We start from the raw sequence: 26,636 nt of genomic DNA on the forward strand, positions 1-26,636 counted from the left end.
AAGCCGCAGTTCTCCAAGAAGATGAACGGCAGCTTACAGAACCGCGGCGTAACGATGCGGCCGTCGATCTGGTTGCATGGAGAAAGACGATTTTTCATTCGATCAGGCCATGTGACTTTAATGTCGCAATGACCGCATCGATCGCGGCGCGCGCTTCGGCGTCGATTGTCGTTCCGCCCGAAGGGTTTGGCACCTCCGCAAGGCGCGGCCCGATCACCTGAAGTCCGGCGATGTTGATGGACGCCGCCGGCAAGCCGCCGTCGGACCATGCCGCGCCCGTCCAGTATCGCCAGAAGGCGGCGTGCTTGTCCCAGGCGACGAGACCGGGGGTCGGCCCGGTGAATCGCCATCCGCCGCCGGTCCACGTCGCGATGGTGTCTTGCCGGTCCGCCCATGCGCCGCCCGCGCCTGCGCCGACGATCCAGCTTTCGCCCGGATCGGGCGTCGCCGGCGGATCGATCGCGACATCCTCGATGGACGGGTGCAGGGCGCAATCGATCGCGGCCAGCGCCTCGTTATGAAACATCTCCTTCTGCGCCTGTCCGGGCAGGATGAAGGGCAAGGCGAAACGCGCGCTCGTCTCGGACATGGATCGGTCTCCTATTCGAAAGTCAGCAAAGCGGGTCGCGACGCGGCATGCGTGCCGATCTGCGACAGCACGATCCCGAGCGGGCCGCTCAATCCGTCGCTGGCCTGCAGCGCGGCGCTATAGACATGATGCGGTGCATCGAGCACGATCGTCCGCGCGAAACCGTCACCGGACAACGTCAGTCGATATGCTTCGCGCTCCTCGCCCAGCGGCGTGTCGGCGCCGCTTTGCCAGACCCAGCCGCCCCGGCTGCGCCGGACCCAGCGGATCAGGATGTCGCCGGCACCGTTCCGCTCGGCCGCGAGATGGACCGGGGACGGCGGCCGCAGCGATTCCCCGACGATGGCAAGCGCCGCCGATACGGGCGCGGCGTCCCCGACCCCGCTGGCCGTCAGGCGCGCCTCGCCGCCGATGCTTCCCGCCGGTGCCACGATCGCCGCCAGGCTTTCCCGCTCGATCAGCGTGAAAGCCTCGCCCGCCTCGTGCGTCCCGGCAGCCCATTCGGTCCCGCGCCGTCCGCGCAATAGCCGCGACAGACGGAAGCGGCGCGGCGCGATCCACGTCGCCGCGCCGAACTGAACGAGCTCATCGCCGATCAGCGCCAGATTGACGCCTCCGGCCAGCGTCACGTCGCTCGCGCCCGCCAGCCACATCGCATCGTTCAGCAGCTCGATCTCGACATTCGACGACAAATCGAACAGGGCCGCTCCCCCCGGCTTCAGCATGGTCAGCGCAACGCCCATCATGGTCGCCGGCGCCGTCTGCCCAAGCTCGCGCCAGGTGCCGCCGCCGTCGAAGCTCGCCAGCAGCGCCGCGCGCCGCCATCCGGGCTCGACGCCCGCCGCCGCCGCGAACAGCACGGGCTGCGCGCCCGAATCGCCGATCGGCAGGTCGAACAGCCGCAAGGTCGTCGGCCCGTGCGGCCGATCCTCCTCCTTTACGCCGCTCCCCGGCGCCGCCTCGGCCGCGGGCGGCAACGCCCCGGCGCTCATCCGCCGCAGCTCCAGCGACAGGCCCTCCGCGCCCAGCGTCCAGCGATCTACCCGCCAGCGCCCCGCTTCGCCCGCCAGCGCCACGCCGTCGCCCGGCCGCAGTCCGCAACGCGCCCAGCCGAGCCCGATCGTGGCGCCGACCCGTCCGGCGCGCAACCAGGCGAGCCGATGCTCAGCCAGCCCTTTCGCCGCGCCGGCATCGACCGCCGCAGGCAGCGCCCGGCGATCGGCATTGCTCTCGTCCGTCCCGCCGACGCTCGCGCGCTGCAGCCCGGTCTGATAGTCGCGCGCCGGATCGTAATAAACGATGCTGACCTCGCCCGGCACGGCGCCCGCCGCGCGCCGCACGATCCGGCGGCGTCCCCGCTCTTCGCCCGCCCCGACCGCGACCGGCGCGTCCGTCCCCGCGCGCATCCGCAGCATCCCGTCGCGATCGGCCAGCGACAGCGGCACGATGTCGGACAGGGCTTCGACCGCGCCGCGCACGCTGTCCCCGCTCGCCGCATAGCCGGTCAGCACCGGCGTTTCCCCGGCAACAACCGCCCCGCCGCTCAGCTCATGTGCGATCGTCCCGATCGCCACCGGCCCCGGATCGGCCTCGACCTCGAAGGTCAGCGAGGGAATGCGGTTGCCGAAATCGGCAAGCTGGAAATTCTCGAACATCGCATAGGCGATGCCGCGAAAGGCGGGCGCCTGCCCCACGCCCTCGGCCGAAGCGATCAGCGGGTCGATCGCCTGGTCCTCGTCGCCCACATAAAGCCGAAATCCGGTCGCGCTCTTGAAGTCGCCCGCCGCGCCGCGCAGCAGCTTGCCGTCCGCCCAGATCCGCCGCACCGCGCGGATCGGCCGTCCCGACAGCGCCACCGCGAAGCTCGCCGAATAGGCATAGGAGACGGTCTTCGGCTGCCCCTTGCCGCCGCCGCTGGACGACCGCGTCTCATTGAGGTCGGTCGCCCAGATCACCGTCCCGGCCACGCGCATCATCCCGAACAGCTTCGGAATGGCGGTGCCGTAAGTGGAGGTCTGGACAGCCAGATCGCCCAACCGGGGCCCATGCCGCGCCTTGGGGCCGAGCACCGCCTGGTCGATCCGCTGGCCAAGGATCGCGCCGACGGCGCCGCCGATCGGTCCGCCGATCGCGGTGCCCACCGCGGTCAGGATCAAGGTCGCCATTCATCGCCTCCCGCGCCACAGCCGCCAGACGCCGAGCACTGGCCAAAGCAGTTCGCCCGGCCGCTCGACGATCCGCCGCAGCCCGGCATCGGCATGGATCAGCCCGTCGCCCGTCCAGATGCCGAGATGAAGCTGCTCCGGCCCGGTCCGCAGCGTCAGCACATCGCCCGCTTCCATCGCTCGGACGGGCCGGAATCCCGCCGCGCGCAATCCCTTCGCCAGCACCTCCGCCGATCCGCCGCGCAGCGCATAGCCGGACGGCGGATCGGCGATCCCCGCCGCCGCCGCGACCAGCCCGATGCAATCGAGCCCCGCCGCCGGATCGCGCCCCTGCGCCCGAAAGCGCACGCCGATCAGGCCGCGCGCCCGCGCGACGATCCGCGCCGCCTCACTCTTCCTCATCGTCCGCGTCTTCGGCCGGCGGCGCCTTCACCAGCTCGATCCGGCTCCCGTCGACGATCACCAGCACATGTTCGGGAATATGGGCGCAGCCGCTCGTGACGAGCGCCAGCAGCCCCGCGCAGACACGCAGTCGCATGGGTCTTCTCCTTCGGTTGAATCCCCCTCCCGCTCGCGGGAGGGGTCAGGGGTGGGCAGCCCTCAGCCGCCCGGATAGCGCGTCAGCAGGTCGATCCCCGGCAGGTGCGGCTCGCCGCGAAAGTTCGCCGCATTGCCGAACCGCCCGGCGCAGGTCGCCAGGCTCCGGTCGCACCCTTCGGTAATCTCGACCAGGTCGCCGACCTCGGGCACGAAATGCGGCGGCTCCCGCAACGTCAGCAGCGTCCCCTCGCTCCGCAAGATCGCGCTCTCCAGCCCGCTGTTGCGCCCGCCGATCCAGCGCAGCCGGCCATAGCCATAGGCATTCCCCGCCGCCGCGCCCGTCACCTCGATCGCGTCCTCGTCCACTACCGCCGCGATCCGCGTCAGCCGCGTGCGCGGCGCCATGTCGATCCGGCAGCGCGCGTCGCCCAGCATCGCCCGGCATTCCGGCGAGGTCTGCTCGACCACCGGCCGGTCCAGCATTGCGGCCGGCCCCTTCAGCTCCGCCTCGAAGCTCTCGCCCTCGGTCGAAACCTCGCCCAGCACCCCGCGCGCGATCTCCAGCCGCTCCACGCCCGGCGCCTCCCAGTCCGTCATGAAGACCGCCACCGCCGCCCCGTCCCAGCGCCCGGCGGCAAGATCGCCGGCCCGGATCGCGTCGCTGGTCAGCGCGCCCTTCACGTCCAGCGCGTCGGCCGCGAACCCGTCCGACAGCGTGATCGCCGACGGCAGCATCCCCGGCGCCGCGCGATAGACCAGCCCGTCAACCACCAGATCGCGGTCGTGCGCCGTGAACCCGATCGCCACCCCGTCCCGTCGCTCGAGCCGCCAGCACAGGGCGAAGCTGATCAGGTCCCGCGCCAGAAAATCCGCCATATCCACCCACCATCGTCATTCCCGCGCACGCGGGAATCCAGCTCTCTTGAAAGAGCGATCAGCTTTCCCGAATCTCGATCAACGGCACGGACGGAATCTCTCCCGCCGCGAAGGTGGCGCGGCTCACGCTCAGGCGGTCCTCGGCGAAGCGTACCGGCACGTCGAAGCGGAAACCCGCCGTCACCGCCGCACCGTCGGCCGGCGGCTCGGCGAAGCTCACCACGCCTCCTTCGCCCAGCGCCCAGCCGCTCATCCGCTCCACACCGTCCACCGCGACCCGCACGCTTCCCGCCACCGGCCGCGTGATCCGCCGCTCCTGCCCGCCATAATGCTTGATCAGCGCGAAGTCGGTCCGCGCTCCGTCGCCCGTCCCGATCGCTTGATCAGTGGCCTCAGCTTCGCCCGTCATCCCGTTGGAACTATTGTCGAAAGGATCTTCGAACCGAAAGCCCACAGCCGCCCCGCGCCGCGCCCGGAAGAAAGCGATCAGCGTGTGCAAATCGGCCTCGCCCCGCACGCCCGGCCCGGCATCGAAGCGCAGCCGCGCATCGGCCCATTCCGCGTTGCGCTGCTCCGCCCCGCTTGCCGTCGTCGCGATCGCGGTCGAGAAAGCCGGCTCCACGCTCGCCTCGCGCCCCAGGCTGATGGGAAAACGCACATCGTCGAAAGCGTCCACGTCCTTGTCTCCGATTTCAAACCAGGTGAACCCGTCGCGCAGCACCTGCGGCAGCGCCCAGAAGAACGTCTCCGCCGTCCCCCGCCGGCGCGCCGCTTCGGCCGCCGCTGCAATGGCGTGCCACTGGCCGCGATCCTCCGCGTTCAGCACGAAGCCGGCCAGATAATGCTGCTCGGCGACCGGATAGCCGAGCCGCGCTTCCATCTCGGCCACCGCCGGCCCCGTCGCGCCGGAGCGCCCGGCGGTGATCCAGTCATAATCCTCGAGCTGGAGCACATCGAAGGCCGGCGACGCCCAGCCAAGCGGCACATTCGCCCGCTTCACCTCTTCGCCCTCCAGCACGGTCGGCAGAAAGACGAGCAGCAATATCTCGGCATCCTCGTCCACTTCCCGCACCGCATCGCACAAGGCCGCGGTCGAGGCCGCCAGCACGGCCCCCGCCGCGTCCAGCGTAGCGATCTGCGCCGCATCGAGCGCCCCGCGCACGTCCGCGATCGCCACCGGATCGAACGCCGCCACCGCCGCGTCGTCATAAAGGCAGATGCGCCCCTCACCCGTCACCCACCACCAGGGCTCGCCGACCTGGAACCGCACGCGCTGCCCTGCCGCCACGGCCAGCCCCGCAAAGGCCGTCGCCACGTCCCGCAACCACCCCATCGCCGCCTCATTGGCCGGCGACAGCAGGGCCGAGGGCGGCTCCCACCCGGTCAGCGCCGGGTTGCCCTCCCCGTCCCGCTGCTTCCACGCCTCCGGGCAATGCGCGTCGAGCAGTTCGTAGCTCAGCGACAGGATCGCCTCGAACCCCAGCGTCTTCGCCCGCGCCAGGAAATCCGCATGCCAGGCCGCGCAGGGCGCGTTCAGCGCGCCGGTCACCTTCAGGGCACCGTCGAGCCGGAAATAATGGCTCATGCCGACATAATGATTGATGAGCCCGCGATAGCCGAGCCGCAGCACATTGTGCAGCATCCGCTCCGGCGTCAGGTGATAGAGATCGTCATAGCCCGTCGCGATCCGCAGCTCATGCTCCGGCACGATCGTGTCGCCGATCGCCAGCACCGATCCGGAGCCGTCGCAGGCGATGCCCTGCATCTCCGCCCAGCCCTCGGCCGGCGCCGGCAACATCTCGTCGGTATCGGTGTAGCCGGGCGGCACCAGCGAGATGAACATCCGGTCCACATCGCCCGCCCACACCGGATCGTCCTTGTCCCACCCCCCGGCCAGCGCCGCGAAGTCGAGGCTCACCGCCGCATCCTCCGGCGATCCTTGCGCATAATTCCACAGCCGCACGAACCAGCTCCGCGCCGCCCCGCTCGCGTCCCGCCCCTCGATGGTCAAGGTCGGCCCGTGCACCGCATCCAGCGGCACCAGCCCGCCCGACCGCCAGCGAAAGGACAGCCGGCACCGCCTGAAGTCCCTGTCCGTCCGATATTTCAGCAGCGGATGATCCCACCGATCCTCCGCGTCCCAGATCAGCCCCGCCAGATCGTCCGCCTTGTAGAACACCGCCTCGATCCGAAGCGCGTTCGGCCCGGTCGTCACCGCGCTCGCCATCATCGGCCGCGGAAAATCGACGGTCCAGTAACGCGCGTCGAACCGTTTGACGGTCCCGAGCGCTTTCGCGCTGCCGGGCGGGGCGAGCCAATGTCCCACGCTCAATCCTCCACCCGCATCAGCGCCGCCCTGACGGCCCGCGCCACCTGCCGGCTCGACGCCTTGAGCGCTCCCGCCGGCTCGCCCGCCGGCGCGTTGATGCTGATGCTCACCCGCACCTCGCGCGCCCCTTGGGTTCCCATCGCCTCCACCCGCCCGCTCGCGGTCGGCACGAACAGCTCCGGCCCGCGCTCGCCGACCAGATAGGGCCGCCCCGGCGCCACCGGCCCGCCGGCCGCGCGCCCCGGCAGCCCGCCGATCGCGCCGAGCAGCGCCCCGATCGTTCCGCCCAACCCCCTGCCGCCGCCCAGCAAGGCGCCGAGCCCGGTGCGGATCGAGGCGGTGGCGATCTCCGCCATCGCCGACAGCGCCACCCGCTTCAGATCCTCGAAACCCAGCCGCCCGGTCCGGAGCGCCCGCGCCAGCGCCGTCTCCAGCGCCCGCCCGGCCCGCTCCGCGCCGCCGGCCAGCGGCCCGTCCAGCTCGGCCTTCATCGCCGCCACGTCGCGCGCGAAGGCGGCGGTGTCGGCCCGCACGCCGATCACCAGCCGCTCGATTTCCTCATCCATCGGGAAACATCTCCATCAGCTGCGCCAGGTCGCCTTGCGTCGCGCAAGGCTCCTCGCCGCCTGTCATCGCATTCAGCACCGCCGTCAGCTCCGCCGGCGTCGCCGCCCAGAACTCGTCCGGCCGCCAGCCCAGCAAGACGCCGGCCAGGCCCGCCAGCCGCGCCGCGCTTTCGCTAAACACGCCCTTGCAATATCTGCGTCAGCAGCGCCTTCAGCACCGGCGTCGCCCGGACGAGCCCGCCCTCCGCCACCGCCACGCCGATCGCCTCGCGCGTGCAGCTTTCCGGCCGCTCGTGGACGCAATGCCAGAACAGGCCCGCCATCTCGGCCAGGGTCAGCCGCCCCTCCGCCGCCCGCTCGACGAGCGCGAAAAGCGGCCCCAATTCTTCCTCCGCCGCGACCAAGGCGGAAAAGCTGGGCCGCAGCACCAGAACCGTGCCGCTCACCAGCATCGCCACCTCGCCCCGCGCCGGATTGGCCGGCCGGCTCATATCGCCGCCACGGTGCCGGAGCTTTCCAGCGCCAGCGCATAGGTCCGCTCGCCATTGTGATCGCCGGCATAATCGAGCCGCGTCACCAGGAAGCGCCCGCGCATCCGCTCGCCGCTTTCGAAGCTCAGCTCGTACTCGTCGAGCGCCCCCGCGAGCGCATTGGTCCTGAGCCGCGTCTCCGCCGCCGAGCCGGTGAAGATCCCGCTCGCCGCCACGGAAACGGAGCGAATGCCCGCCCCGGACAGCAGCTCGCGCCAACCGCCGGAATCCTTGGACGTCACGTTCACCGCCTCGCCGTTCACCGACATCTGCGTGGTCCGCATCCCGGCCACCGTCGCATAGGCGGGCGGGTCTTCCCCGCCACTGATCTTGAGCAAGAATGCACTTCCTTTTTCGGCGCCCATGGCGCAATCTCCTTTCCGTCAAGCAAATGAAAAATTTGGGGGTTCGGATGCTTTCAATTCTGCTTGCGCTCGCCGCGATGGGGCAGACCGAGGCGATCAACACCGCCCGTCAGGGCTATTCGAGTTGCCTGCGCCAATATTTGAACGAGAGCATGGAGCAGAACGTGGCTCCCGATGCTTTCGAGCGGGGCATTGGCGCCCAGTGCACCAGTCAGGCCACCTCCTTCCGCGAGGCGTTGATCCAGCGCGATGTCCGCGCCGGCGGCGGTCGTGCGCGCGCCGAAGAGGATGCGCGGATCACGATGGAAGACCTGCGCGCCAATTTCATCGAGATGTATCGCGACGAAATGGGCGCCGCGGCCCCGCAGGCCCAGGCGTCGAGCGAGCCGCAAACCGAAGAACCTCAGGCCGACGCGCCCGAAACGCCGCAATAGCTCCACCGGTCAGCCCTCGATCGCCAGCATGCGGGCGCGATAGTCGATCGTGCCGATCCAGCCGTCGCGCCCGTCCGGAACGATCCGCATGCGCAGGAAGGCCAGGCTGACGATCCGCCAGCCACCCGTCGCCATGTCCGGTCCGGCCATTGCCGCCTCGGCCGCCGCGATCAGCCGCCGCAACCGCTCAGGCCGTTCGCCCTTGTCGCGGATCGCGATGGCGAGCCGGACCTCGCGTCCCGCGCCGGTCTTGTGGCTCCAGTCCGCTTCCGCGCCGGCGTCCACCGTCGCATAGGGGTGCGCCGCCTGCCACGGCCGGGCGTCGAAGATTCCGCTGAGCCCGGCGATCCCGGCCAGTTTCGCCGTCGCCGCCTTGGCCAGCGCCTCACCCGCGCTCATCGCAATGCTCCCATCGTCAGCCAGCGCAGGGCCGGATCGAGCGCGAAGCGCCGGGCGAGCCCGCGCCCGGCAATCCGCACGCCGTCCGGCCCGGCCTCGGTCTGGACGCCCGGCGACGCCTGCGCGGCCAGCCGCGCCGCGATCTTACGCGTGCGTTCGTCGGCTTTCTCGCGCGCGCGCCTGTCGGCATGCGCGCTCAGTTTCTCGAACATCCTTGCTTATCCCATTCTCAGCCGGCGCCAGGGCCGCCACAGGGCCGTGACCGATGCCGGCGGCGGCAGGGCGCCCGGCCCGTTCGCCTCGCGATGCGCGTGGAGATGCGCCGCCAGCCGCACGATCCCCTGACGGATCGCCTCCGGCAGGTCGGCAGCGTCTTCCGCCAGCCCGGCGCGGTAACCGACGCGCACCCGCCCGGCCGCGATCGGCCCGGTCAGCCGCACCCAGCCTTCGCCCGCCGCGTCGATGTCGATCGCATAGGCATCGGTCGGCAGCGGTTCGGCCGTGCCGTCCGCCGCGACCGTCTCGATCGCCCGCACCGGCGCCGACGCCAGCCGCGTCCAGCCGCGCGGGGCCGGGATCGTCTCCTCGACGGTGCGGGCGACGAGCAACCGCCCGAGAAACGCCTCGCAGACCGCCGCCGCACCGCGGATCAGCCCCGCCAGGATCGCGTCCTCGGCGCTGCCCTCGATCCGCAGCCAGGCTCTGAGCTCGCCGATCGGCACGGGGATCGGCCCCGCCTCGGTCGCCGGCAGGGTCATCACCTCTCCTCCACGCGCAGCGTGATCGATCGCTCGTCCACGCTGCCGTCGGACATCGTCACCCGGTTGGCGACACTGTAGACGCGCCCCGCCAGCCCGCCCGCGATGCGCGCGGCGCTGCGATTGAGGTCGAAGCTCGCCGCCTCCACCACGATGCCGCCGGCTTCGTCCGGCGTCGCCGACCATATGCTTTCGGCGATCGCCTGCCCGTCCATGTAGCCGCCCCAGTCGATCGCATAATCGACCCGCGATTGCGGGTCCTTCAGATAGAAGCCCATTGCCCCGCTCCTTCATTCATGGCCGCGTCGCCCGCGCGTCGCGCGGATCCGCCGCGATCCGGTTCGTCTCGGATGTCCCGGCCGGCCTGGGGCCGGTCTGCTCGCTCGCCAGCACGCGCCGTCCCGCCGCGCCGATCGCGCGCGCCGCGATGGCCGCGCCCAGCATCACGAAACCCCCGCGCCGGAGACGATCGCCTCGGTCGTGCCGTTGAACCAGATCGTCGCGAAGCCGCGTGCCGCCAGCGTTCGGTTGCCGGTCGTGCCGGTTCCGGCGAGCCGCAGCGTGAGGCCGCTGCCCTGCGTGATCGTGATCGCCGATCCGCTGTCGTTGTAGATCGAATAGGTGCTGCCCGCCGCCGCGCCGGTGTTGAGCGTGACGCCGCTGCTGGCCGCATGGCATTTGCCCCGCTCGATCCCGCCCGTCACGCGCGGAATGTCGCGATAGCCCAGTTCGAGACTGCCTTCGGCGAGCACGATACCGGCGAAAGTCGCCTGTGTCGCCGTGAACTGGAACAGCCAGCCGTCATCAGTGGCATTGACCGCGCCAAAATTGTTCGACTGTCCGACGATTGTGAGCATGTTGTTGTTGGAGCCGTCCCGCACGTTGATCTGGCCCTGCGAGGAGCCGCGCAGCACGATCTTCTGGTTCTGCGCTCGATCAACGGTAATCGCGCCGCTGAACGTACGCCCCGCGCGAGGCTCCGCGCGAACGCCCCGGCTCGCACCACGTCCCCGCCCCGGTCCGGATGTCCGAACACGGCCGCATAACCGGCGAACCGCATCACCTCCCCTCCCTTTCAAGGGAGGGGATCGAGGGGTGGGTGGCGAGCGCAGCGAGCCCTCGGCCTCGCCTACCCACGCAGCATCTCCAGCAGCCCGGCCCGGAGCGCGATCCCCGCCACCAGCAGCGCCAGCGCGATCCGCACCAGCCAACTCACCACCGCCTCGCGCGCCGATCGCTTCGCGTCGCGCCAGGCCCGCAGCAATTCGCGCAGCTCGTCCATGTCGCGCCGCGCATTGTCGTCGGTCAGCCCGATCGCGGCGAGCGCGCGCTGCGCGATCGGATTGCCGAGATAAGCCTCCCGCACCCGCGCCTCGTAGGAACGCGGCCAGGGCTCCCCGCTTACGCCGGCACCCCATCCGCCAAACAGAAAAGGCCGCCCGGCATCCCGGGCGGCCTTGCGGCCGAACCACCATTTCATGCGTCTCTCCATGATCGCCGGCGCTTGCCGGAATTTTCCCCCGCATCGCCGCCCCACCGGAACGACGCGCGGTCTAAATCGTTGAATCCGAACCCTTAACCCCCCGTAACGAGGAGCCTATCGTCATGGCCTACGACACCGTCGATCGCACCGTCGCGCGCAGCGAAACCACCGATCTCATCGCCTCCGACAAGGTCGAAGGCACCAATGTCTATAACCGCGACGGCGAGAAGCTCGGCTCGGTCAGGAACTTCATGGTCGGCAAGCGCAGCGGCCGCGTCGATTACGCGGTGATGAGCTTCGGCGGCCTGTTCGGCCTGGGCGAGCGTTACTATCCGCTCCCCTGGGACACGCTCGATTACGACACCGACCGGGGCGGCTATGTCGTCGACATCGACAAGCAGCGCCTCGAAGGCGCGCCCTGGTACGAGCCCGGCAAGGAGCCGACCTACGACCGCGTCTACGGCGAGCGTGTGTACGGCTATTATGGCGTGCCTTTTTAAGACGTGGCCGTCCCGACAATAGCGCCGCGGACGCGAAGCGGCGCCGAAGCTATTGTCGGAGTCGGCCCGTCCGGCCGGCGGGTCGGGCGGTTAAACCCGCCCGAACCCGTTCGACGTCACGGCACAATGGTGCCGTGACGTTCGGGCCGATCACAACCCCCGCACCCTCGGCGCCCGCGCCTTGCCCAACAGCAACTCCGCCATCGCCCAGACCATCGCATCGGCCCGGTCCGGCGACCGCCCCGGCCCCTCATAACCCGCCACGGTCATCCCGCAGAGCTGGTCCTCCAGCTCGGGAAAACCGCCCGCGAACAACGCTTTGCCCGCCTCGAAGCGCAGCGCCACCGGCTCGGCCCGCAGTCCCTTGCCGAACCGCGCCGTCACCGGCCGCACCGGCAAGGCGCAATCCACGCCGCGGAGCATTGCCTCGACCATCTCGCCGCCCTGATTGGTCTCGACCACCACCCGGTCCGCCTCCCACAGCTCGGCGGCGCGCACCACGGCCCGCGCCCAGCCCTCGGGGCTCAGTCCTTCGACGCTGCAATCGTCCAGAACATAGCCGATGCCGTCCGCGCCCAAAGCGCAGGCGACGATGCCGCAGCCGCCCCCGCCCGCCGGCGGATCGACCCCGATCACCACCCGGCGCCGCGTCGCGGGGGCGGTGGCGCGCCTCTTCTCGATCAGCGCGCGCGTCCACAGCGCCCCGTCCGCCTCCTCGATCAGCTCCCCGTCCAGCTCCTGCCGGCCCAGCCGCGTGCCGCCGTACAGATCGGTCATCGCCGCCACGAAATCGTCCGGCAGGTACGCATTGTCCGCGGTGCGCCCGCCGGTCCCTGCCGTGTCGGGGCTCTCCTTCAGCGTGCGGATCAGGGCGATCGGCCGGGGCGTCGTCGTCACCAGCACCCGCGCCTCCTCGCCCAGCCTGAGGCCCAGCAACAGATTCGTCCAGGTCGCCTCGGGATAGGCCCATTTGGCCAGCTCGTCGCACCAGGCGATATGATGCTCCGGCCCGCGCAGCCCGTCGGGATTGGCGCCCGAATAGGCGAAGGCCCGTGCCCCGCTCGGAAATTCCAGCAGCCCGCGCGTCCGGTACCAGGGCAGTTCCTCATCGAACCGCGCGACCGCCTTCAGCCCGCTTTCGCCCCGGATCATCACCCGTTCGACCTCGTCGATCGTCGCGCCGACCAGGGCGATCCTCAGGTCCCCGTCGGCCCGCGCCAGCGCGCTCACCCATTCCGCGCCGGCCCGGGTCTTGCCGAAGCCGCGCCCGGCGAGCATCAGCCACACCCGCCAGCCGCCCTCGGGCGGCAGCTGGCCGTCATGGGCCAGGATCTCCCACGCCTCGCCGAAGGCGCGCTTCTCCGGATCGGTCAGCCGCGCGGCGACCCAGGCCCGCTCTTCCGGCGCGCGCCGCGCGAGCGCGTGGATCGCGGCGCGCAGCGCCTCCGCTTCGCTCACTTGCTTTGCCTCGCCAGCCGGCGGTCCAGCGCGTCGAGCAGGCGCAGGATCGCCGCGGTGAGCTCCGCCTTGCTCGCGCGGCGGAGCCGGGCGCCCCGGCGCGGCGCGCGGCCCGCCCGGCCCGGCCATGGCCGGCTGAGCACCTTGAGCGCCAGTTCGGGATCGAATGTCGCGATGTCTCCCGGCGGCGTTTCGCCGGGCTCGACCGGGGCCGTCCGCCCTCCCGTCGCGGCATAGCGCACGGCCATCTCCTCCAGCCGCAGCAAGGCGACCGCGTGCGCCTCGTCATACTGCCGGGCGAAATCGGGATCGCGGCGGCGCAGCTGATAGGCGGCGCCCTCGTACATGCCGGCGGCGCGGCAGGCCTCGCCGGCATTGGCGCTGGCCGCGTAATGATCGAGGAAGATTTCGCGCCGTTTGGCGCTCCACCCGTCCTTGCGCACCTTGCGCACCTGCCGCCCGGCCTTCCCGCCCGACACGAATGTCTCTTGTGCCTCTTGTGCGCCTTGTATCGCTTGCGCCCCGTCCCGATCCATCGCCCGCTCCTCCGGCCGAAACGAAAACGGGCTCCCGAATTGGGAGCCCGTCGGCGAATCGGCACATGTGTCCAGCTTGTGCGTCTTGTGGCGAATGTGCACTTGACATACCATGCGAGAGCGGGGTAGTCAGAGGGCATGACAAAGCTAACCGACCCTATTTTCACCAATGAGGATGCAGCCCGCGCTCACTTTGAGGCGATCCGCTGGCCCGATGGTCGCATCTGCCCGCATTGCGGATCGGTCGATAATTCACACCTCATGCAGGGTAAGAGCACTCGCCCCGGCCTCTATAAATGCCGCGACTGCCGTAAGCCGTTCACCGCCACCATCGGGACGATCTATGAGCGGTCGCATATCCCTTTGCACAAGTGGTTGCTCGCCACCCATCTTATTGTGGCCAGCAAGAAGGGCATGAGCGCAAAGCAGTTAGAGCGGATGCTTGGTTTCGGTTCCTACCGGACCGCATGGTTCATGGCGCACCGTATCCGCGAAGCGATGAAGCCGACTGACAACAGCCCTATGGGCGGTGACGGCGGCGCCGTGGAAGCCGATGAAACCTACATTGGCCGCAAGAAGGGCAAGGATGCCGCCGTCGCTGGAAACGCTCACAAGATGGCGGTGCTGTCGCTGGTCGAGCGCAATACCGGCCAGGTTCGCTCCTTCACGATCGAGAACACCCGCGCCGATGAAATCCACCCGATCATCCTGTCCAACATCGCCCGCGAAGCCCGTCTAATGACGGATGAGGCCCGCATGTATTGGAAGATCGGCAAGGGCTTCGCCGCCCATGGTCGCACCCTTCACGGTCGCGGTGAATATGTTCGCGGCGACATTCATTCCAACACCGTCGAGGGCTTCTTCTCTATCTTCAAGCGCGGGATGCGCGGCATCTACCAGCATTGCGGTCAGCACTATTTGAGCCGGTATCTGACCGAGTTCGATTTCCGCTACTGCTACCGTGAAGCCAATGGCTTTAACGACGCTGATCGGGCCAAGGTCGCCATTCAGGGTGCGGTCGGTCGCCGCCTGACCTGCCAACAACCTCACCAGCGGGCGTCCTGAAACGGCCAAGCCGGGACGGAGGCCCCGTAATCAGCGGTGGCGCACTAAGTCTTAGCTTTCGCCTTCTTGGGTTGTGGTGGGGTGGCAAGCATACGCTTGACCACTTCGTCACGACGGCGCGCTATTTCCACTTCCTCATGTTTTTTGTTCGCCTCGTTCATCCTTATCCCTTTCACTATTGCACCGCGGATGGACCCACCGGCGATTGCCCTTACCAGACGAGCCGCCATCGGCACGTTTAACCGAATGATCTAAGGTCTTTCCGTTGCGATGCAAAAGGCCACCGCAGAGTGCGCATCGCGGGACTGAAGCAAGATCGGCAAACGTCGCGGCGCTCTTGGCCTTACCTGTAAATTTGGCGCCAGCCTGTGCGCCTTCTCCTTCCTCAGCCTGCTCCCGTTCGTCCGACGCCAGATGCGGAAATTCATTCTGGAGCATATTCCAGGTTCTACCTGCAGCCCACTCCGGCCCTCTGCCTGAGTTCGCCTCCAACAGACCAAGCACCTTATTGAACAAGGCGAGCATTCTCTTACGGGTGCGCGCGCCGCTGCCGAGCTTGTGCGTAGCCGGTTTCACAATAACAGGGTGGGCTAGGAGTAGTGTCTCGAAGGCGCCTCTCTGCTTTCGGAAAACATCCAGCCTTCCCTCCTTTTCCAGATCATCCAACCACGCGATCATGTTGAGCAAGGCTGCTGGCTGGAAAGAGCCACCCGCCGTGTAGAAATACAAAGCGGGATGAAGACCTAATGACGATTTATGATTCGACAAGATTAAACGTAGCTTACGCAAAGTGATATGAAGATACTTGACGGTGTCTTCTCCGCTAATGTCGTCAGGCGGCGGCTTATCAGCCGTACTTGCACTTCTGCGCGTTGAATCCGGTACAGGGATATTATTGGTAAGTGCGACCAAGTCGAAGGCCAACCTCACTACACCCAAATTATATTCGGAACCGGCGAGCGGGACATCCATAGTCTTGATCGGAGTTTCGAGGGGCGGGTGAAACAGCAAATCATAAATCTCAGCGCCGAGCTTCGGAACGCGTTCGCGCGCGGCGGCGTCCGTGAAATGCTGCCAATATGAATGGCCTCCGCCACCGCGGGTAATGGCCCTAGTGGTGACTGATAACGCAGCCCGAGGAGCACGAACAATTCGGACCTCTAGAGCGTCTATTTCTGTGCCACCTCTGTTGATGCGGATAAACGCTTCGGCGACCTGCTGAGGCTCCCGATTTTCAATCCACTGCGCATCAAGTCCCTTCACCATAAAGGCGCTGTTCGTGGCCCGAAACTTCTCCCATGGCCCCACGCTGCCAGCCACCAACTCGCGCGTTTTGTCGTGCATGGCGCGCTGGTGGGAAGAGATTGTGCGGAAGTAGCTTTGAGACATAACGCCCGCCCCGTAGTCATCTCTCACCCATGCTACCAAAGCACTCAGTCGATGAGCACCATCCACTACAAAAATATGCGGTCCGTTCTGCCACAAGATCATCGAAGGGATGAGATCTTGCTCAGCAAAAGTTTGGATGAGAATTGCCACTTGCTGAGGTGACCAGTTAGCTGTTTCTCGCTGAAAGTCAGGCTTTCGCAGCATGTCATAAATTGCGCTGTCTGTCTGAAGGTCGCTAATACGGATGGCGTGTGTCTTGCCAGTCACGGTGCTGGCTGGGCTGAGAAGATCGGCACGCTGAATGAGTGCGTCGAGGTTCACTACATTGCGACTTGAGCTAGCCATATCATCCCACTCCTCTGTGGGATGCTGCGCACCAAGGGGAAGACTTGTAAAGTCCCGTTCCAGCGGTCCCATGGTTTTCACCTAGCAGGTCCGCTTGAGTATGTTAAGTGCACATTCGCCCGTCTTGTGCCATATCAGCGCATCGCTGTCAAGCTATTTTTACCGATTTGGTTATTATATTTTCACCCACCCTTGCCCGTTCGGGCTGAGCCTGTCGAAGCCCTGCCTTTCCCTTTTACGCTCAAATCAACGTGCCTGCCGCGCCCTTCGCCTCAGGCCGCGTCCCGCCGCAGCTCATAATCCTTCACCAGTACCTGCTCGGGCACGTGCCACGCGGCGGCGATCTTGCGGATCATCGGCAGGGTCAGCGCGCGGCGGCGGCGCAATATTTCGGTCGCGCGCGATTGGCCGATCAGCGCCGCCAGGTCGGCGCGGTCATAACCTTCGCTGGCCATCGCCGCCTCGATCGCCTCGACCGGATCGAGCTCCGCCGCCGGCCAGCGCCGGTCCTCATAGGCTTCCGCCAGCGTCGCCAGCACATCCAGCCGGTCGCCCTCGGGCGTGCCTTCCGCCGCGCCCCACAAGGCGTCGATTTCGGCGAGCGCCGCGCGATGATCCTCGTCGGTGCGGATCGGTCTGATCTCCATGACTGCCACTCCTCAAAACTCGCTCACCGTCAGTGCGTCGATGCGGTCATATTCGGCATGGGTGCCGATGAACTTCACGAACGCGATGCCGCGCCGGAAATCGAAGGCGGCGATCATCCGGTAATCGCCGCCCGCCACCTCGAACCGGACCCGCTCTCCGTTCAGCGCCTTCGCCTTGGAAAAGCTCGCCTGCACGTCGGCGGCATTGGCCCAGCTCGCCGCCTTCGTCACGCTCACCCAGTGCGCCAGCGACGCCCGGCTTTGCGGATGCCGCTCGGCGAACCGGACCAATGTGCTCCGCGCGATCAGCCGCATCTATCGCCCTTATCATTTCCCATATTGGGAAGCAACAGAATTTCCCGCAACGGGAAATACCCGCCGCCCTATCCCCTTCCAATCCCCCTCCCTTCCAGAGAGGGTTAGGTTGTATCGACATTCAACCCATAGCTCCCTCTCCCTTGAGGGAGAGGGTAGGGTGAGGGTGTCGGGCGGTCGTGGCTATTCTCGGTCGCCGAACCTCCTCACCCCAGCCCTCTCCCCCTCGGGGAGAGAAAAGAGTTGAATGTCGATACAACCTAGGGGTGGGTAAGGCGCGCCGTTAGCTTCGCGAGGCGAGTTCGCGCCGCGCCATGAACACGATGAGGCTGGGCGGTTCGGTCGGATCGGTGGCGATCCAGTCGGAGCCGGCGAAGGCGGCCAGCGCTTCATAATCGGCCGACCATTTGATCAGATCGGTGCGCCGCTCGTCGGTGATATTCTCTTCGTTCAGCGCCCAGCGCTCAAACATTTTGGACAACGCGACCATCTCCCGATAATCGAGTGTTGCCAGCGCCTGATCGACATCGACATGATGAGTCATCGGCTCGGGCTGGTCCCCCCTCAAATCAATGTCCCCTCCGCGCCATCGCCCGATAGCGTCCATCCCCGCCCATATTGCGGCACGCGCGAAACGATGCCAGAGATTTCCCGTCTCGATAAGGAAATCGCCATGCGCACAATCGCTCTCCTGATGGGCGCCGTAATGATCCTCACCGCCTGCAACACGGTGCGCGGCATCGGCCGCGATGTGGAATCGGTCGGCCGTACCGTCTCCGACACGGCCGACTGATCCGGCCGCGGCGGCGCGGCGATAGAACCTCCCGCCGCATCGCGCGTTGTCGCCGTTCAGGGCGCGCTCAGCCCCTGAATGGGAAGATGCGCACGATGCGAACGACATTGCCATGCCTGGCCCTCGCCGGCCTTGCCGCGCTCGGGCTCGCCGCGCCCGCCGCCGCGCAGGACCGCGATCGCCCGCTCGGCGATCTGCTCGACGCGCTGCCGGACGACGGGGCCGAAGCGCCCGAAAAGCCGGAGCCCGCCGCGGCGGCGCCCGAACGCCCGTTCGCGCCGCTGCTGCGTCCGCCGCCGCCCAGGGCTCGCCCCGCTCCCGCGCCGGTCCCCGGCCGGATCGGCACGACCGAGCTGCCCCCCTCCGCCGCCCTCTATCCGGAAAACGATCCGTCGCCCGCGCCGCCGGCGGGCTTGTCCGGCGATGCGTTGGGCGCTCCGGTCGCCATCGATCCGCCGCCGCCGCCGACCGAGGCCGATCTCGCCTGGCAGGCGCTGCAGGAGCAGCGCCGCCGGGAGATCAACGCCGTCGAGGCGCCGCTCGTCGCCCGCCTGAACGCACAGGTCGCCGCCGATCAGGAGGCCGCCCGCCTGCGCGCCGAACAGGACCGGGCCGATTACGAACGGGCGCTGCTCGATCGCGATGCCGAGGCCGCCCGCATCGAGGCCGATCACCGGGCCGCGATCGAGGCGCACCGCCGCGCCGTCGCGCGCCAGCGCGCCGCGCATGAGGCCCGCGTCGCCGCCTGCCTCGCCGGCGACCGCGCCGCCTGCGCTCCGCGCTAGGCCGCCATCCGCGTGAGGAAGGCCGTCTCGCGCGCCACCAGCGGCGCGAAGCTCTCCCGCGCCAGCATCGCATCGACCCAGGCCGCCAGCTTCGGCTGCGTCGCCGGATCGGGCGCGATCCCGAGATGCCGGAAATTGACGAACGGCGCCGCCACCGCGATGTCCGCCAGCGTCAGCCGGTCCGCAACGAGGAACCCGCTCTCCGGGATCACGCCCTCCAGATAGTCGAGCAGCGGCGGCAATTCCTCCCGCTCGGCCCTGTCCGCCGCCGCCAGGTCGCCCGGCTTGCCGGTCAGCATCGGCGCGACGATCCGGTTGAAGAACAGCTTGCGCCCGCATTCGAACAGGATCGTATCCATGAATTCGTCGTACCAGATCGTCCGCGCCCGGTCCTTCGGATCGGCCGGGATCAGCTCCGGCGCCGGCTTCAGCGCATCGAGATAGGCGATGATCGCCGAGGAATCGCAGACCCGGAAATCGCCGTCCTGGAGCGCCGGGATCTTGCGGAACGGGCTCGCCGCCAGGAAATCCGGATCGTCGGCGCCGGGCACGACCACCTTGCTGTCCACCGCGATGCCCTTCTCGGCGGCGAAGACCAGCACCTTGCGCACGAACGGCGACAAGGACGAACCATAGACGATCATGGCGACGACTCCCCGAGTTTCAGAAGGAAACTCTAGCGTCGGGCTGCTGCGTGCACAAATCTCACTGCGGCCGGTTCGCCCGCGCAACCAGATAGGCGTGGATCGCGTCGATCTCGCGGTCGGTCAGATGGGCGTAGCGCCCGCGCGCCACCTCGGCCATCAGCGCGAGCTGCCGCCCGCCCGTCGCCGCGCCGGTGCGCAGCAACTGGCGGAATTCGTCGCGCGAATAGGCGCCGGCGATGACCAGATCGGGCCGCGCGGCGGCTCCGGGCGCGGGCGGCGGCCCGCCCTGCAGGTTCATGCCATGGCATTCGGCGCAGGTCGCGCGCACCATGTAGCGCGCCCAGTCATGCGATCCGTCGAGCGCCGGCGGCCCCTGCTCGCGCTCCTCGCGCACATGCTGCGCGGCGGGCTTCACCTGGCCGGCGTCGATCATCTGGCGCCCGGCGGGGCCCAGCACCATCCGGGGATGCGCCTCGCCGGCCGGCGGCACGGTGCGCAGCCAGGCGATCAGCGGCGCCATGTCGGCCTCGCTCAGCTGCGTGAACAGGCTCGACGGCATCTCCCACAGGTCCGATCCGTCCGGCCGCGTCCCTTCGCGCAACGCCTGTTCGAGCTGCGCGTCGCTATAGCCCGGCAAGGCGCGGGTGAGATTGGACGTGAACAGCACGGCCAGCGCCGGCTCCTCGATCCATGGCCCGCCGGTCAGGTCGTCGCCATGGCAGCCCATGCAGCCGAGCACGCGCGCCATCCGCTCGCCATGGGCCAGTTGCGCGTCCGGCGCTGCTCCGGCCGCCATCTCGAATTGCGGCGCGGACGGCGCCTCGGCCGTCGCGTTGCCGTCCGCGCCGCCGCAGGCGGTCAACATCACCGCCGCCAGGATCGGGATCGTCCGTCTCATGCCGCTTCCCTCCTTATCGGCGGGCGCTGCAGATAAGTGAGCCAGCGCCACAGCCATTCCAGCGGACCGAAGCGGAACCAGTACAGCCACAACATGCTGAACCCGATCTGGAACGCCCAGATGCCCGCCACGACATAGTAGAGCTGGTACCGTTCGAGCTGGCCGAACCAGCCGAGCCCGACGAACAGCACCAGCGCGATCGCCGAGTGCATCAGGTAATTGGTGAAGGCCATCTGCCCGACCGCGGCGAAGGCGCGGCGGATGAAGCCGAGCATGCCAGATCGCACGAACAGCAGCAGCGCGCCCAGATGCCCGATCGTCATCGCCAGCCGGCCGAGATCGTAGCTGACATTGGCCTGGGCGAAGGCGAGCGCGCCGAACTGGTGATCGATGATCCAGCGCGTCTCCAGGAAATTCACCGTCAGCCCGACGGCATAGCCCCCCGCCATCATCGCCACATACAGCCCCGTCCGCCGCTCCAGCGTCAGCACACCCGCCCGGAACAATCCCATTCCAATTAGCATCATACCGAACACATCGAAGAAGAACCGGTAGGTGCCCCAGGTCTGCCACATGAGGTTGATCTGCCGCGCTCGTTCGAACGCGGACCAATAGCCCGCCTGCATCCGCGCATCGACGGCGGCGACATTTTCCGGCACGGCCTGAAACGACGCGCGCGCGTCCTCCCAGGCATAGATGGCCTGCTCCTGCTTCGTGGTGAGCGCGTTACCGGCGTCGAGCTGCAATTGCGCCGCCTCGCCGGCATCATGCTTGCGCAGCATCTCCAAACTGTCGTGCAGGTTCCACAGCGCCGCGAGCAGCAGCACGAACGCGCCCGTCGCCAGCAGCCAGCGCGCGGACAGCTTTCGGAACGGGAAGAGCGCCAACGCGGCAATGCCATAGGCGTAGAGGATATCGCCCCACCAGAGCAGCACATAGGCGTTCACGAAGCCGAAGCCAATCAGCCACAGATTGCGCCGCATGTAGATGTCCGCCGCATCGCCCCGCCCCGCCGCTTCCAGCCGCGAGACGAGCAGGATCGCGCTCGCGCCGAACAGCATCGAGAAGAGCGCGCGCTGCGTGCCCTCGACGCCGATCTGCATGACGATCCACACCAGCAGGTTCGCACCCTCGGCACCGCCCGCATTCATCGGATTGAGTTGCGCGTCGGCCAGTCCGAAGCCGACGATGTTGATCAGGAGGATGCCGAGCAGGGCGACGCCGCGCACGAAGTCCAGTGCCTCGATCCGCCGCGCCGCCGGCGCCGCGCGGGAGGTCGGCGCGACCGGGATCCGCGTCGCTTCCACGCCGTCGGCCGCTATGACGCTCGCCATCGTCCCTCCCCGCCCCTGCCTGCTTTTCAACCGGGATCGTTCCGGCGACAAGATGAAATCCGCGCAGTCACCGCATCCGGTAATGGTCCGCCAGCCGGTCGAGTGCGAAGGTCAGCACAATGCGCCCGGCCCGCGCCGGCCAACCCAGCGCCCGCTCCGCGTCGCGCATCCCTTCCCCGGCGCAGACGATCCGCCAGAGAATGTCGTTCAATCCCGGTCCAACCGCCGCGACCGCCGCTTCGAAACGGCGCTTTGCCGCGAGCTGCGCGGTAGTGGGATCGAGCGCGGGCGGCGCAGCGCCCCGCGCGCGCGATGCAGGTGCCGCGTCCCAGCGCATCGTCACCGACGGCGCGAGCTGGGCGCGCTCCCAGTCGGCGCGAAGCTGCTCGCCGGCGTCGAACTGGCGGTCGCTCACCAATCCGCGCGCCCTCAGCCAGCCCAGCGGGGATTCGGCGATGTTGACGGTCACGCTCCGCGCGGGGCCGGCGCGGCCCTTCTTCGGCGGCGTCTTCGCAGTCTGCTCCGCGCCGTCGCGCGGCAACGCCCGTTCCGCCAGCAGCCTGTTTCTCATGCCTCTCTCCAGATCGAATCGATGCGGTTTTCTCTTGCCATTCCGGCGTGACTGTAGGAAAGTGAATAACCGTATCGGTTCAAATATTATCGGATCGAAGGGACGAACAGATGATCACCCGCATCCGCGAGGTGCGCCGCGCCCGCAAGCTGACGCTCCAGGACGTCGCCGACCGCTGCGATCCGCCGACCACGCCGCAGACGATCGGCCGGCTGGAGACCGGCATGCGCACCGTCTCCGTCGGCTGGCTGAACCGCATTGCCGCCGCGCTCGGCGTCGAGGCGTCGGACCTCGTCCAACTGCCCGAGCGCGCCGACGTGCCGGTCGCCGCGACACTCGACCATGAGGGCGCCCACGCTCCCCGCCGCGAAGGCGTGGTGGTGCCGCCGCAGACCGCGCCGGGGCTGGTCGCGATGACGGTCTCGTCCGGCGTCGGCGACTATCGCAGCGGCGACGAGATCTGGCTCGCCCGCCTTGCGCCCGAGCAATTTTCCGGCGCGCTCAATCGCGACCTCCTCGTCCCCCGCCCCGCCGGCCGCTTCCTGTTCGGCCGCCTGATCGGGCGGGAGGATGGGAAGCTCCACATCCTGCCGCCGGGCGCGGGAGGCCGCCAGACGGTCGTCGCCGATCCCCCCTGGGCGGCGGTGGCGGTGAAGCTGATCCGGAGTCTCTAGAAATGGGATCGACACGCCGCATCGCCATGACCATCGCAGCGCTGGCCGCGTCCGGCGCCGCGCAGGCGCAGCCGAACGCGGGCTTCTGTGCCGATCTGCAAGCGATCGTCGCGGCCGGACGGGAGACGCCGCCTTTCGCTTCGCTGCCGAACTGGAGCCGGAACGGCCGCCCGATGCTCGCCTTCGAGCTGTGCGGCACCAATCCGGATAACGACGGTAGCCTCCACTTCGTTTGCACGAGATACGATCCGGCGCGACTGTCCGCACCGCCGGGACTCGGTTTGAGCGGAACGCTCGATTACCTGGCCTCCCGGATCGAGCTTTGCCTGCCGCTTGCCACTCGGACGCGCGACGAGCGTCCGATCATGAACCCACGCGCCCGACAGCGCATCCAGTCCTGGGAGGATCATGTCATCGACGTCCACCTCGATGGCCTGCGGTTCAGCGTCACTCTTACCGTCAGGCCGCGCTTCACATGGCTGGAGCTCCAGGCCTACGATGTCGCGCTGCGCGAGGCATATCTCGCGGCGCAGGCGGAAAGGTGGCGTCAGGCCCGCGAGGCGGCGGACGAACGGGATTGACCGCTGATCGATGCCCTGGTGGGCGCTGACGGGCTCGAACCGCCGACCCTCTCGGTGTAAACGAGATGCTCTACCAACTGAGCTAAGCGCCCTCGGCCGCCCCCCTGCCACCAAGCGTTGCGGCGGTCAAATCGCTGCGGGCGCGATCCTTTGCGCGGCGCGCAGATAGGCGGCCATCGATCGCGCCGCGTCGTCCGACAGTTCGATGAACACCCGCCGGCCGTCCCGCGGATCGGCGGAGCGGAGGAAGATACCCCGATCGGTCAGCGCCTTGATCCACCTGAGCGCCGTCGTCGCTGGCACGGCGGCGGCGATGCACAGGCTGGAGACGGCGACCCGGCTCTGCTCGATCCGCGCCGCCATCAGATCGAGCAGCATGTCCCAGGCCGGATCGGCGAACAGGTCGCCCCGGAAGAACTGATCGCGCAGCCGCCGGGCGCGGATGATCGCGCGGATCGCGGCGGCGTCCGTGAACGGTTCCTCGTCCGTCAGCGCCCGCGCCCGCTCCGGCCCGGCCTCGTCCTCGTCGGAAAGCGAGGCAAGGATGCCGGCGATCCGCCCGACTTCCTCGGAAAGCTGGTGCAGCAGGGCATGCTGCATCAGCCCTTCGCCTTCCCGGCCGATATCGTGCAACCGCTCGCGCCGGCGCGGCGCGGCCAGCATCAACGCCAGCCGGCGCTCGGCCTCGCCCGGATCGGCGAGATGAGCGATGGCGGGATGGAAGACGTGCGCGGCGATCAGATCGATCATCGCCGCCGGCGCGGCGATGATGCCCGCATGGCCCTGTTCGGCTCGTTCCTGCATCCGCGCCAGCAGCTCAGGCAGCGTCGGATCGGCCCGTGCCGCGTCGAGGTCGACATAGATCGGCGCGGCGGGGAGCCTCCCCAGACAGGCGGGAGCCTCGGCGACCGGCGCCGCGGCGGCGACGCGGTAGCCAGCCTCCCCGGCGAGATCGCGCGCACGCTCTAATATCCCCGCGTCGTCTGCGAAGACAAGGATCGACGGATCGTCGCGATATTCGATCATGTTCAGAACATCCCGCGCCATCTTGTCGCCCCCACCGTAATTCCATGACGGCGACGATTGCCCGCAATCTTGCCGAGATGAATCGGTTTCGGCTCCGAAGCGGAGTTGTCTTTAACCATGTAGCGGCTTTGATTGTCAGCCTATTTCGCTGACCGGCGCGCGATCGCGCCGTGCGCCAAGTCCATTTCGGACCCAGCAAGGAACGTCCCATTCCGGCTTCAGTCGCGCCAAAGCGCTGCTTCTGTCGCGCAACCCCGTCCGTTTCGGATGAAGTTCGGACCGTTCGCGGACCTAGCCCATCGCCTTGACGATCTCCTCGACCATCTTCTTGGCGTCGGCGAGCAGCATCATCGTGTTGTCGCGGTAGAAAAGCTCGTTATCGACGCCGGCATAACCGACGCCGCCCATCGAGCGCTTCACGAACAGCACCGTCTTGGCTTTCTCCACGTCGAGCACCGGCATACCGTAGATCGGCGAGGACTTGTCGGTCTTGGCCGCCGGATTGGTCACGTCGTTGGCACCGATCACGAAAGCGACGTCGGCCCGGCTGAAATCGGAGTTGATGTCCTCCAGCTCGAACACCTCGTCATAGGGCACGTTCGCCTCGGCAAGCAGGACGTTCATATGGCCCGGCATGCGGCCCGCGACCGGGTGGATCGCATATTTGACGTTCACGCCCTCATGCTTCAGCAGATCGGCCATCTCGCGCAGCGCATGCTGCGCCTGGGCAACCGCCATGCCGTAGCCGGGCGCGATCACGACCAGCTCGGCCTGCTTCATCAGGAAGGCGGCGTCCTCGGCGGAGCCGCGCTTCCACGGCCGGTCGATCGCCTCGGCCGCGCCCGCCGCCGTCTCGCCGCCGCCGAAGCCGCCGGCGATGACGGAGATGAAGTTGCGGTTCATCGCCCGGCACATGATGTAGGAGAGGATCGCGCCGGAGGAGCCGACCAGCGCGCCGGTGATGATCATCGCGCTGTTCTGCAGCGTGAAGCCCATCGCGGCGGCGGCCCAGCCCGAATAGCTGTTCAGCATCGAGACGACGACCGGCATGTCCGCGCCGCCGATCGGGATGATCAGCAGGAAGCCGATCGCGAAGGCGAGGCCGGTGAGCGTCCAGAAGATCCAGGGGCTCTGGTCCTGCGTGAAATAGGCGGTGAGGCCGAGGATCGCGGCCAGCGTGCCGAGATTGATGACATGCCTGAGCGGCAGGATGATCGGCTTGCCCGACATGTTGCCGTTCAATTTGAGGAAGGCGATCACCGATCCGGAGAAGGTGATCGCGCCGATCGCCGAGCCCAGCCCCATCTCGACCCGGCTGACCGGGAAGATCGTACCGGCCGCGTCGGCGATGCCGAAGGCGATGGGATTGAGGAACGCGGCCGCCGCCACCGCCACGGCGGCGAGGCCGACCAGGCTGTGGAAGGCGGCGACGAGCTGCGGCATCGCCGTCATCGCGATGCGTCGCGCAGTGACGAGGCCGATGGCGCCGCCGATCGCGATGGCGGCGGCGATCTCCCACAGGCCGGCGATCTCGTGCGTCGCCAGCGTGACGCCCACCGCGATCGCCATGCCGATCATGCCGAAGCGGTTGCCGGCGCGCGAGCTTTCCGGGCTGGACAGCCCGCGCAGCGCGAGGATGAAGCAGACGCCCGCCACCAGATAGGCGAGCATCACCCAGGCGGGCAAAACGGCGGTCTCATGCATGGCCGGTATTTCCCCCTTCGCGCATCAGGCGGTTCGTCCCCCTCACCCCTTGCGCTCCTTCTTCTTGTACATGGCGAGCATCCGCGCCGTGACGGCGAAGCCGCCGAAGATGTTGACGCTCGCCATCACGATCGCCGCCAGCCCCAGCCATTTCGCGCTCGGGCTGCCCCCCGCCATCGCCGCGATCAGCGCGCCGACGATGATCACCGATGAAATGGCGTTGGTGACGCTCATCAGCGGCGTGTGCAGCGCCGGCGTCACCGACCAGACGACATAATAGCCGACGAAGCAGGACAGCACGAAGATCGACAGGATGGTGATGAAGTCCACTGCG

Annotated in this window: 36 protein-coding genes and 1 tRNA gene; 7 read left to right on the forward strand and 30 right to left on the reverse strand. The window is 68.2% G+C overall.

Annotation, left to right across the window (positions count from 1 at the left end; translation table 11 throughout):
- Positions 1-94: 94 nt before the first annotated feature.
- From KF780_11640 to KF780_11685, 10 genes are all read right to left on the reverse strand, one after another.
- Positions 95-589, reverse strand: coding sequence for a DUF2793 domain-containing protein (locus tag KF780_11640; protein MBX3562450.1), 495 nt, complete (start codon positions 587-589; stop codon positions 95-97).
- Between the two features lie 11 nt (positions 590-600).
- On the reverse strand, positions 601-2,754 hold the full coding sequence (locus KF780_11645) for a phage tail protein (protein MBX3562451.1): 2,154 nt from the start codon (positions 2,752-2,754) through the stop codon (positions 601-603).
- On the reverse strand, positions 2,755-3,156 hold the full coding sequence (locus tag KF780_11650; protein ID MBX3562452.1) for a peptidoglycan endopeptidase: 402 nt from the start codon (positions 3,154-3,156) through the stop codon (positions 2,755-2,757).
- Positions 3,143-3,292, reverse strand: a complete 150-nt coding sequence (locus tag KF780_11655; protein MBX3562453.1) for a hypothetical protein — start codon at positions 3,290-3,292, stop codon at positions 3,143-3,145. The genes KF780_11650 and KF780_11655 overlap by 14 nt, the downstream gene beginning before the upstream one ends.
- A gap of 62 nt (positions 3,293-3,354) precedes the next feature.
- Positions 3,355-4,170, reverse strand: a complete 816-nt coding sequence (locus KF780_11660; GenBank protein MBX3562454.1) for a DUF2163 domain-containing protein — start codon at positions 4,168-4,170, stop codon at positions 3,355-3,357.
- 58 nt (positions 4,171-4,228) lie between these two features.
- Positions 4,229-6,400 (reverse strand): DUF2460 domain-containing protein, encoded by a 2,172-nt coding sequence (locus KF780_11665; protein ID MBX3562455.1) that lies wholly within the window; start codon positions 6,398-6,400, stop codon positions 4,229-4,231.
- Positions 6,401-6,498: 98 nt separating this feature from the next.
- On the reverse strand, positions 6,499-7,065 hold the full coding sequence (locus KF780_11670) for a tail tape measure protein (GenBank protein ID MBX3562456.1): 567 nt from the start codon (positions 7,063-7,065) through the stop codon (positions 6,499-6,501).
- Positions 7,058-7,246: a phage tail assembly chaperone gene (locus tag KF780_11675; GenBank protein ID MBX3562457.1), complete on the reverse strand. Its 189-nt coding sequence runs from the start codon at positions 7,244-7,246 to the stop codon at positions 7,058-7,060. The genes KF780_11670 and KF780_11675 overlap by 8 nt, the downstream gene beginning before the upstream one ends.
- Positions 7,239-7,556: a gene transfer agent family protein gene (locus KF780_11680; protein ID MBX3562458.1), complete on the reverse strand. Its 318-nt coding sequence runs from the start codon at positions 7,554-7,556 to the stop codon at positions 7,239-7,241. Before KF780_11680 ends, KF780_11675 begins: the two co-directional genes overlap by 8 nt.
- Positions 7,553-7,960: a phage tail protein gene (locus KF780_11685; GenBank protein ID MBX3562459.1), complete on the reverse strand. Its 408-nt coding sequence runs from the start codon at positions 7,958-7,960 to the stop codon at positions 7,553-7,555. Before KF780_11685 ends, KF780_11680 begins: the two co-directional genes overlap by 4 nt.
- Positions 7,961-8,007: 47 nt before the next feature.
- On the opposite strand from KF780_11685, the gene KF780_11690 reads away from it, so the two are divergent.
- On the forward strand, positions 8,008-8,394 hold the full coding sequence (locus KF780_11690) for a hypothetical protein (protein ID MBX3562460.1): 387 nt from the start codon (positions 8,008-8,010) through the stop codon (positions 8,392-8,394).
- Between the two features lie 9 nt (positions 8,395-8,403).
- Here KF780_11690 and KF780_11695 read toward each other — a convergent pair whose 3' ends face one another.
- The 7 genes from KF780_11695 to KF780_11725 form a co-directional block, all read right to left on the reverse strand.
- On the reverse strand, positions 8,404-8,793 hold the full coding sequence (locus tag KF780_11695) for a DUF3168 domain-containing protein (protein ID MBX3562461.1): 390 nt from the start codon (positions 8,791-8,793) through the stop codon (positions 8,404-8,406).
- A complete protein-coding gene (locus tag KF780_11700) occupies positions 8,790-9,005 on the reverse strand; it encodes a hypothetical protein (protein ID MBX3562462.1) in 216 nt (71 codons plus the stop codon). The genes KF780_11695 and KF780_11700 overlap by 4 nt, the downstream gene beginning before the upstream one ends.
- A 6-nt stretch (positions 9,006-9,011) precedes the next feature.
- Positions 9,012-9,551 (reverse strand): phage head-tail connector protein, encoded by a 540-nt coding sequence (locus KF780_11705; GenBank protein MBX3562463.1) that lies wholly within the window; start codon positions 9,549-9,551, stop codon positions 9,012-9,014.
- Positions 9,551-9,829 (reverse strand): hypothetical protein, encoded by a 279-nt coding sequence (locus KF780_11710; GenBank protein ID MBX3562464.1) that lies wholly within the window; start codon positions 9,827-9,829, stop codon positions 9,551-9,553. The genes KF780_11705 and KF780_11710 overlap by 1 nt, the downstream gene beginning before the upstream one ends.
- 16 nt (positions 9,830-9,845) lie before the next feature.
- Entirely contained in the window at positions 9,846-9,998 is a 153-nt protein-coding gene (locus tag KF780_11715) for a hypothetical protein (protein MBX3562465.1), read from the reverse strand.
- Positions 9,995-10,465: a hypothetical protein gene (locus KF780_11720; GenBank protein MBX3562466.1), complete on the reverse strand. Its 471-nt coding sequence runs from the start codon at positions 10,463-10,465 to the stop codon at positions 9,995-9,997. Before KF780_11720 ends, KF780_11715 begins: the two co-directional genes overlap by 4 nt.
- Before the next feature lie 215 nt (positions 10,466-10,680).
- A complete protein-coding gene (locus KF780_11725; GenBank protein MBX3562467.1) occupies positions 10,681-11,031 on the reverse strand; it encodes a hypothetical protein in 351 nt (116 codons plus the stop codon).
- 125 nt (positions 11,032-11,156) lie between these two features.
- Between KF780_11725 and KF780_11730 the strand changes: the two genes are divergently transcribed.
- A complete protein-coding gene (locus tag KF780_11730; protein MBX3562468.1) occupies positions 11,157-11,534 on the forward strand; it encodes a PRC-barrel domain-containing protein in 378 nt (125 codons plus the stop codon).
- A 150-nt stretch (positions 11,535-11,684) separates the two neighbouring features.
- Here the strand turns inward: KF780_11730 and KF780_11735 are convergent, their stop codons facing one another.
- A complete protein-coding gene (locus tag KF780_11735; protein ID MBX3562469.1) occupies positions 11,685-13,121 on the reverse strand; it encodes a DNA-packaging protein in 1,437 nt (478 codons plus the stop codon).
- Positions 13,122-13,666: 545 nt separating this feature from the next.
- Between KF780_11735 and KF780_11740 the strand changes: the two genes are divergently transcribed.
- Entirely contained in the window at positions 13,667-14,593 is a 927-nt protein-coding gene (locus KF780_11740) for an IS1595 family transposase (protein ID MBX3562470.1), read from the forward strand.
- A 135-nt stretch (positions 14,594-14,728) separates the two neighbouring features.
- Here the strand turns inward: KF780_11740 and KF780_11745 are convergent, their stop codons facing one another.
- The 4 genes from KF780_11745 to KF780_11760 all read right to left on the reverse strand — a co-directional run bounded on the left by KF780_11745 (position 14,729) and on the right by KF780_11760 (position 17,833).
- A complete protein-coding gene (locus tag KF780_11745) occupies positions 14,729-16,399 on the reverse strand; it encodes a DUF262 domain-containing protein (protein ID MBX3562471.1) in 1,671 nt (556 codons plus the stop codon).
- Positions 16,400-16,599: 200 nt separating this feature from the next.
- Positions 16,600-16,974 (reverse strand): transcriptional regulator, encoded by a 375-nt coding sequence (locus KF780_11750; protein ID MBX3562472.1) that lies wholly within the window; start codon positions 16,972-16,974, stop codon positions 16,600-16,602.
- A gap of 12 nt (positions 16,975-16,986) precedes the next feature.
- Positions 16,987-17,289, reverse strand: a complete 303-nt coding sequence (locus KF780_11755; protein ID MBX3562473.1) for a type II toxin-antitoxin system HigB family toxin — start codon at positions 17,287-17,289, stop codon at positions 16,987-16,989.
- A 283-nt stretch (positions 17,290-17,572) separates the two neighbouring features.
- Entirely contained in the window at positions 17,573-17,833 is a 261-nt protein-coding gene (locus KF780_11760; GenBank protein ID MBX3562474.1) for a hypothetical protein, read from the reverse strand.
- Between the two features lie 129 nt (positions 17,834-17,962).
- Here KF780_11760 and KF780_11765 point away from each other — a divergent pair, with 129 nt between their 5' ends.
- Both KF780_11765 and KF780_11770 read left to right on the forward strand, forming a co-directional pair.
- Entirely contained in the window at positions 17,963-18,082 is a 120-nt protein-coding gene (locus tag KF780_11765; protein MBX3562475.1) for an entericidin A/B family lipoprotein, read from the forward strand.
- Positions 18,083-18,177: 95 nt separating this feature from the next.
- A complete protein-coding gene (locus KF780_11770) occupies positions 18,178-18,867 on the forward strand; it encodes a hypothetical protein (protein MBX3562476.1) in 690 nt (229 codons plus the stop codon).
- Here KF780_11770 and KF780_11775 read toward each other — a convergent pair.
- From KF780_11775 to KF780_11790, 4 genes are all read right to left on the reverse strand, one after another.
- A complete protein-coding gene (locus KF780_11775) occupies positions 18,864-19,511 on the reverse strand; it encodes a glutathione S-transferase family protein (protein MBX3562477.1) in 648 nt (215 codons plus the stop codon). The two genes, KF780_11770 and KF780_11775, sit on opposite strands and share 4 nt — an antisense overlap.
- A 61-nt stretch (positions 19,512-19,572) precedes the next feature.
- On the reverse strand, positions 19,573-20,412 hold the full coding sequence (locus tag KF780_11780; GenBank protein ID MBX3562478.1) for a c-type cytochrome: 840 nt from the start codon (positions 20,410-20,412) through the stop codon (positions 19,573-19,575).
- Positions 20,409-21,746: a DUF418 domain-containing protein gene (locus KF780_11785; protein MBX3562479.1), complete on the reverse strand. Its 1,338-nt coding sequence runs from the start codon at positions 21,744-21,746 to the stop codon at positions 20,409-20,411. Before KF780_11785 ends, KF780_11780 begins: the two co-directional genes overlap by 4 nt.
- A 67-nt stretch (positions 21,747-21,813) precedes the next feature.
- Positions 21,814-22,215: a hypothetical protein gene (locus tag KF780_11790; GenBank protein ID MBX3562480.1), complete on the reverse strand. Its 402-nt coding sequence runs from the start codon at positions 22,213-22,215 to the stop codon at positions 21,814-21,816.
- A 212-nt stretch (positions 22,216-22,427) separates the two neighbouring features.
- On the opposite strand from KF780_11790, the gene KF780_11795 reads away from it, so the two are divergent.
- Positions 22,428-22,991, forward strand: coding sequence for a helix-turn-helix transcriptional regulator (locus KF780_11795; protein MBX3562481.1), 564 nt, complete (start codon positions 22,428-22,430; stop codon positions 22,989-22,991).
- A 26-nt stretch (positions 22,992-23,017) separates the two neighbouring features.
- Positions 23,018-23,572: a hypothetical protein gene (locus tag KF780_11800; GenBank protein ID MBX3562482.1), complete on the forward strand. Its 555-nt coding sequence runs from the start codon at positions 23,018-23,020 to the stop codon at positions 23,570-23,572.
- A 16-nt stretch (positions 23,573-23,588) separates the two neighbouring features.
- On the opposite strand, the gene KF780_11805 is transcribed toward KF780_11800, so the two are convergent.
- The 4 genes from KF780_11805 to KF780_11820 form a co-directional block, all read right to left on the reverse strand.
- A tRNA-Val gene (locus tag KF780_11805) sits at positions 23,589-23,664 on the reverse strand.
- A 34-nt stretch (positions 23,665-23,698) separates the two neighbouring features.
- A complete protein-coding gene (locus tag KF780_11810) occupies positions 23,699-24,619 on the reverse strand; it encodes a MarR family transcriptional regulator (protein MBX3562483.1) in 921 nt (306 codons plus the stop codon).
- Between the two features lie 270 nt (positions 24,620-24,889).
- The gene (locus KF780_11815) at positions 24,890-26,302 is read right to left on the reverse strand and encodes an NAD(P)(+) transhydrogenase (Re/Si-specific) subunit beta (GenBank protein MBX3562484.1); all 1,413 of its coding nucleotides are present in this window, start codon (positions 26,300-26,302) and stop codon (positions 24,890-24,892) included.
- Between the two features lie 42 nt (positions 26,303-26,344).
- Positions 26,345-26,632 (reverse strand): NAD(P) transhydrogenase subunit alpha, encoded by a 288-nt coding sequence (locus tag KF780_11820; protein ID MBX3562485.1) that lies wholly within the window; start codon positions 26,630-26,632, stop codon positions 26,345-26,347.
- Between the last annotated feature and the right edge of the window lie 4 nt (positions 26,633-26,636).

It is taken from the genome of Sphingomonas sp. (genome assembly GCA_019635535.1).
GTDB lineage: Bacteria > Pseudomonadota > Alphaproteobacteria > Sphingomonadales > Sphingomonadaceae > Allosphingosinicella.